Annotated in this window: 5 protein-coding genes; all 5 read left to right on the top strand. The window is 72.1% G+C overall.

Translation table 11 applies throughout. The features are described 5' to 3' along the window. Positions 1-203: 203 nt before the first annotated feature. From ACTIDRAF_RS0210625 to ACTIDRAF_RS0210645, 5 genes are read left to right on the top strand one after another with little or no spacing between them, the layout of a single operon-like run. On the top strand, positions 204-1,703 hold the full coding sequence (locus tag ACTIDRAF_RS0210625) for a CoA-acylating methylmalonate-semialdehyde dehydrogenase (protein WP_016698718.1): 1,500 nt from the start codon (positions 204-206) through the stop codon (positions 1,701-1,703). Between the two features lie 9 nt (positions 1,704-1,712). Then, positions 1,713-2,852 (top strand): acyl-CoA dehydrogenase family protein, encoded by a 1,140-nt coding sequence (locus ACTIDRAF_RS35290; RefSeq protein WP_016698719.1) that lies wholly within the window; start codon positions 1,713-1,715, stop codon positions 2,850-2,852. Beyond that, a complete protein-coding gene (locus tag ACTIDRAF_RS0210635) occupies positions 2,852-3,895 on the top strand; it encodes an enoyl-CoA hydratase/isomerase family protein (protein WP_016698720.1) in 1,044 nt (347 codons plus the stop codon). Before ACTIDRAF_RS35290 ends, ACTIDRAF_RS0210635 begins: the two co-directional genes overlap by 1 nt. Then, positions 3,892-4,848: a 3-hydroxyisobutyrate dehydrogenase gene (mmsB, locus tag ACTIDRAF_RS28240; protein WP_039786771.1), complete on the top strand. Its 957-nt coding sequence runs from the start codon at positions 3,892-3,894 to the stop codon at positions 4,846-4,848. The genes ACTIDRAF_RS0210635 and mmsB overlap by 4 nt, the downstream gene beginning before the upstream one ends. Then, positions 4,845-5,624, top strand: a complete 780-nt coding sequence (locus ACTIDRAF_RS0210645) for an enoyl-CoA hydratase (protein WP_016698722.1) — start codon at positions 4,845-4,847, stop codon at positions 5,622-5,624. Before mmsB ends, ACTIDRAF_RS0210645 begins: the two co-directional genes overlap by 4 nt. Positions 5,625-6,029: the final 405 nt, after the last annotated feature.

Below are 6,029 nucleotides of genomic sequence, written 5' to 3' on the forward strand. Positions count from 1 at the left end.
CCCCGCCCCCCGCCGCCGCTCGTCCACGAGGAGGGAAGCCACCACATGAGAACCCCTCGTCGGCAGGACCACCGGACCACCCCACCGCCACCCCGCCGGTAGCCAGGCCCCGCAACCCCACCCAGTCCCCGGTGGCGGGAGCCAGACCCCACGCCCCGTCACCCCTTCGCCAGCCCGCTCCCAGGAAGAAGAGGTGACCCGTCGTGACCGCAGAGCTGCGCCACTTCCGGTCCGGAGAAACCGTCCCCGGCACCTCCGGTCGCTTCGCCGACGTGTACGACCCCAGCACCGGCGCCGTCCGTGCCCGCGTCCCCCTGGCCAGCGCCGACGAGGTCGCCGCCACCGTCGCCGACGCGGCCGAGGCGCAACGGGAATGGGCCCGCTGGAACCCGCAGCGCCGCGCCCGCGTCCTGATGCGGTTCCTCGAACTCGTCCGCGCCGAACAGGACGACCTCGCCCGCCTGCTCTCCACCGAACACGGCAAGACCCTCGCCGACTCCCACGGCGACATCCAACGGGGCCTCGAGGTCGTCGAGTTCGCCGTCGGCATCCCCCACCTGCTCAAGGGCGAATACACCGAAAGCGCCGGGACCGGCATCGACGTCTACTCGATGCGCCAACCCCTCGGCGTCGTCGCCGGCATCACCCCGTTCAACTTCCCGGCCATGATCCCGCTGTGGAAGGCCGCCCCCGCCATCGCCTGCGGCAACGCCTTCGTGCTCAAACCCTCCGAACGCGACCCGTCCGTGCCCCTGCGCCTGGCCGAACTCCTCATCGAGGCCGGCCTGCCGCCCGGCGTGTTCAACGTCGTCAACGGCGACAAGGAAGCCGTCGACGCCCTGCTCACCCACCCCACCGTCCAGGCCGTCGGCTTCGTCGGCTCCTCCGCCATCGCCGAGTACGTCTACGCCACCGCCGCCGCCCACGGCAAACGAGCCCAGTGCTTCGGCGGAGCCAAGAACCACCTCGTGGTCATGCCCGACGCCGACCTCGACCAGGCCGTCGACGCCCTCGTCGGCGCCGGCTACGGTTCGGCCGGCGAGCGGTGCATGGCCGTCTCCGTCGCCGTCCCCGTCGGTCAGAACACCGCCGACGCCCTCGTCGAACGCCTCGCCGACCGGGTTCGCGCCCTCCGCGTCGGCCCCGCCCTCGACGACACCGCCGACTTCGGCCCCCTCGTCACCGCCGAGGCCGTCACCCGCGTCCGCGACTACGTCGACCTGGGAGTCCGCGAAGGCGCCACCCTCGTCGTCGACGGCCGCGACGTCACCGTCCCCGGCCACGAGAACGGCTTCTACCTCGGTGGCTGCCTCTTCGACCACGTGCGACCCGAGATGCGCATCCACCAGGAGGAGATCTTCGGCCCCGTCCTCTCCGTCGTCCGCGCCGCCGACTACGAGGACGCACTCCGACTGCCCAGCGAACACCAGTACGGCAACGGCGTCGCCATCTTCACCCGCGACGGCGACACCGCCCGCGACTTCACCTCCCGCGTCAACACCGGCATGGTCGGCGTCAACGTCCCCATCCCGGTGCCCATCGCCTACCACACCTTCGGCGGGTGGAAACGCTCCGGATTCGGCGACCTCAACCAGCACGGCCCCGACTCCATCCGCTTCTACACCCGCACCAAGACCGTCACCTCCCGCTGGCCCTCCGGAGCCAAGGAAGGCGCCTCCTTCGTCATCCCCACCATGCACTGAGGACCGACGATGCCACTCACCGACGAACAACGCGCACTCCGCGAGACGGTCGCCGACTTCGCCACCGAACACCTCGAACCCCACGCCGTCCACTGGGACCAGACCAAGCACTTCCCCGTCGACGTGCTCCGCACCGCCGCCCAGCTCGGCCTCGGCGGCGTCTGCGTCCGGGAGGACGTCGGCGGCTCCGACCTCACCCGCACCGACGCCGTCCTCATCTTCGAGGCACTGGCCACCGGCTGCCCCTCCATCGCCGGCTACGTCTCCATCCACAACATGGTCGCCCGCATGATCGACCAGTACGGCACCGACCAGCAGCGACACCGCCACCTGCCCGCCCTCTGCCGCATGGACACCCTCGGCAGCTACTGCCTCACCGAACCCGACGCCGGCTCCGACGCCGCCGCGCTCACCACCCGAGCCCGCCGCGACGGCGACCACTGGGTCCTCGACGGAGTCAAGCAGTTCATCTCCGGCGCCGGCACCTCCGGCGTCTACGTCGTCCTCGCCAGGACCGGAGGGCCCGGCGCCGCCGGGATCTCCGCGTTCCTCCTCGAAACCGACACCCCCGGCCTGACCTTCGGCCCCAACGAGGTCAAGATGGGCTGGAACGCCCAACCCACCCGACAGGTCATCCTCGACGGAGCCCGCGTGCCCGCCGACGCCCTGCTCGGCGGCGAGGGAGGCGGGTTCCGCATCGCCATGTCCGCCCTCGACGGCGGCCGTCTCAACATCGCCGCCTGCTCCCTCGGCGGAGCCGAGGCCGCCCTCACCAGGGCCGTCCGCCACCTCACCGAACGCTCCGCGTTCGGCGGCCGGCTCGCCGACGCCCAGGCGCTCCAGTTCCGCCTGGCCGACATGCGCACCGAACTGGAAGCCGCCCGCACCCTGCTGTGGCGGGCCGCCGACGCCCTCGACCACGGCGAACCCGACGCCACCCCGCTGTGCGCGATGGCCAAGCGCTTCTGCACCGACGCCGGGTTCGACATCGCCAACCAGGCCCTCCAACTCCACGGCGGCTACGGCTACCTCACCGAGTACGGCATGGAGAAACTCGTGCGGGACCTGCGGGTCCACCAGATCCTGGAGGGCACCAACGAGATCATGCGGGTCATCGTCTCCCGCTGGATGCTGCGGGAGGCCGCCTGATGACCGACGTGCTGCGCACCGTACGAGGCCACCTCGGCCGGCTCACCCTCAACCGGCCGAAGGCCCTCAACGCCCTCACCCACGACATGGTCCGCACCCTCCACGCCGCGCTCGACGAGTGGGAACACGACGACACCGTGCGCACCGTCCTCGTCGACGGAGCCGGGGACCGGGGGCTGTGCGCCGGCGGCGACATCCGCTCCATCCACGACGACGCCCGCGCCGGCGGCACCGCCTCCCTCGACTTCTGGGCCGACGAGTACCGGCTCAACGCCCGCATCGCCCGTTACCCCAAGCCCTACGTGGCCCTGATGGACGGCGTCGTCATGGGCGGCGGCGTCGGCATCTCCGCCCACGGCCGCCACCGCGTCGTCACCGAACGCTCCCGCGTCGGCATGCCCGAGGTCGGCATCGGCTTCATCCCCGACGTCGGCGGCACCTACCTGCTCTCCCGCGCCCCCGGACAACTCGGCACCCACCTCGCCCTCACCGGAGCCCCCGTCGGCGCCGCCGACGCCCTCCACTGCGGGCTCGCCGACGTCCACGTGCCCAGCGACCGCCTCGACGACCTCATCGGGGCACTCACCGAGGCACCCGCCGACGAGGCCGTCCGCGCCCACGCCACACCCGCCCCCGCCAGCGAACTCGCCGCGAACGCCGAGTGGATCGACCACTGCTACGCCGCCGCGACCGTCAGCGACATCCTCCAGCGGCTCCGCGACCACGGCGGGCCCGCCGCCGAGGCCGCCGCCACCATCGACACCAAGTCCCCGACGGCCCTCGCGGTCACCCTGCGCGCACTCCGGTCGGCCGCCACCCTGCCCGACCTGGAGGCCGTGCTCCGCCAGGAGTACCGGACCTCCCGAGCGGCCCTGCGCTCCGCCGACCTCGTCGAGGGCGTCCGCGCCCAGATCATCGACAAGGACCGCTCCCCGCGCTGGTCACCGGCCACCCTCGCCGAGGTCGACGAGGCCACCGTGACCGCCTACCTCACCGCAGACGACTCCGACGAAGCCAGGCTGGAAGGAGTGTGGTCCCGATGAGCGTCGCGTTCCTCGGACTCGGAAACATGGGCGGCCCGATGGCCGTCAACCTCGCCAGGGCCGGCCAGCGGGTCGTCGGCTACGACCCGGTGCCGATGGCACGGGACCGCGTGTTCGCCGCCGGCGTGCCCACCGTGGAGGAACCGGGGGCCGCCGTCGCCGACGCCGACGTCGTCATCACCATGCTGCCCGGCGGCCGCCACGTCCTGGACTGCTACCAGCAGGTGCTGCCCCTTGCCGCCCCCGGGGCGCTGTTCCTCGACTGCTCCACCATCGACGTCGCCGACGCCCGCGCCGCCGCCGAACTCGCCCTCGTCGCCGGCCACCCCGCCGTCGACGCCCCCGTCTCCGGCGGAGTCGTGGGTGCGGAGGCCGCCACCCTCACCTTCATGGTCGGCGGTGAGGAGGCCGCGTTCACGGCGGCCGAACCCTACCTGCGGATGATGGGGGCCCGGGCCATCCACTGCGGAGCATCCGGCGCCGGCCAGGCCGCGAAGGTCTGCAACAACCTCATCCTCGGCGCCTCCATGATCGCCGTCAGCGAGGCCTTCGCCCTCGGCGAGAAGCTGGGACTGACCAACCAGGCGCTCTTCGACGTCGCCTCCACCGCCTCCGGCCAGTGCTGGGCACTCACCACCAACTGCCCAGTCCCCGGACCGGTGCCCAAGAGCCCGGCGAACCGCGACTACGCGGGCGGCTTCGCCAGCGGACTCATGCTCAAGGACCTCGGCCTCGCCATGGCCGCCGCCGAACAGACCGGCACCGCCACCGCCCTCGGCCGGCGGGCCGCGGAACTCTACGCGGCCTTCGTGGCCCAGGACGGGCCGACGCGGGACTTCTCCGCCATCATCACCGCCATCCGCGACGGATCCCTCGACCCCGGCACGCCCACCGAACCCGCCACTGCCGAACCCGTCGTCGACGACACCCGCAACCAGGACGGAACCCCGTGAACGACCTGCACACCATCACCCTGGAACGGCCAGCCGACCGCGTCGCCCTCATCACCCTGAACCGCCCGAAGGCGAAGAACGCGCTCAACCTCCAGACCATGCGGGAGATCACCGCACTCACCGCCAGGCTGGACGCCGACCCCGACGTCGGCGCGATCGTCATCACCGGCTCGGACACCGTCTTCGCCGCCGGCGCCGACATCAAGGAGATGCGCGACCTCACCTTCAGCGAGGTCCACGCCCAGGACTGGCTCGCCGGATGGACCGCCCTCGCCGACGTCCGCACCCCCCTGATCGCCGCCGTCGCCGGCTACGCCCTCGGCGGCGGTTGCGAACTCGCCATGATGTGCGACCTGCTCATCGCCGCCGACAACGCCAAGTTCGGCCAACCCGAGATCACCCTCGGCGTCATCCCCGGCATGGGCGGCTCCCAACGCCTCACCCGCGCCGTGGGGAAGGCGAAGGCCATGGACCTGTGCCTCACCGGGCGGACGATGGACGCCGAGGAGGCCGACCGTTCCGGACTGGTGTCCCGCGTGGTCCCCGCCGCCACCCTGCGGGAGGAGGCGCTGTCCGCCGCCACCCGCATCGCCGGCTTCTCCGCCCCGGCGGTCGCGATGGCCAAGGAGGTCGTCAACCAGGCCTTCGAGACCGGCCTCACCGAGGGCCTGCTCTTCGAACGCCGCGTCTTCCACTCCACTTTCGCCACCGAGGACCAGAAGGAGGGCATGGCCGCCTTCGCCGAGAAGCGCGCCCCCCAGTTCCGCCACCGCTGACGGAGGGAAGGCGGCCGCCGAGCTGGCCGCCGGGGGCTGCCCGTCGCCGTTGCCCTCGAGGCATCGCAGGCGAACAGGGGAACCCGGGTGAGGTGTTCGCTAGGCTCCTCCGGGAGGGAGCGAACGCCGACCCCGCCTCACGGGGAGCTGGCCGCAGGCCGCCGTGCGGATCCCCTGCGAGTTGACGAGGTGGGGATGCGAGGAAAAGTGAAGGAAAACCGGGCAGGGTCGCGGTAAACCCGCAGGTCAAGAAGTGTCCTCCCCGCGCACGCGGGGCTGTTCCTCGACGCCTTTGTATCGGCGATCCACGAACAAGGTCCTCCCCGCGCACGCGGGGCTGTTCCCCTGGAAAACCTCGGCGAGGTGGACCGCCCCGGTGATGTTGGAGGCCGTACCTCCCACGCT

This window comes from Actinoalloteichus spitiensis RMV-1378 (genome assembly GCF_000239155.1).
In the GTDB taxonomy this organism is placed as follows: domain Bacteria; phylum Actinomycetota; class Actinomycetes; order Mycobacteriales; family Pseudonocardiaceae; genus Actinoalloteichus_B; species Actinoalloteichus_B spitiensis.

Bases quoted from the DNA above. Each gene is read 5' to 3' on its own strand.
- ACTIDRAF_RS0210635 (WP_016698720.1), top strand. From the start codon at position 2,852: ATGACCGACGTGCTGCGCACCGTACGAGGCCACCTCGGCCGGCTCACC.
- ACTIDRAF_RS35290 (WP_016698719.1), top strand. From the start codon at position 1,713: ATGCCACTCACCGACGAACAACGCGCACTCCGCGAGACGGTCGCCGAC.
- mmsB (WP_039786771.1), top strand. From the start codon at position 3,892: ATGAGCGTCGCGTTCCTCGGACTCGGAAACATGGGCGGCCCGATGGCC.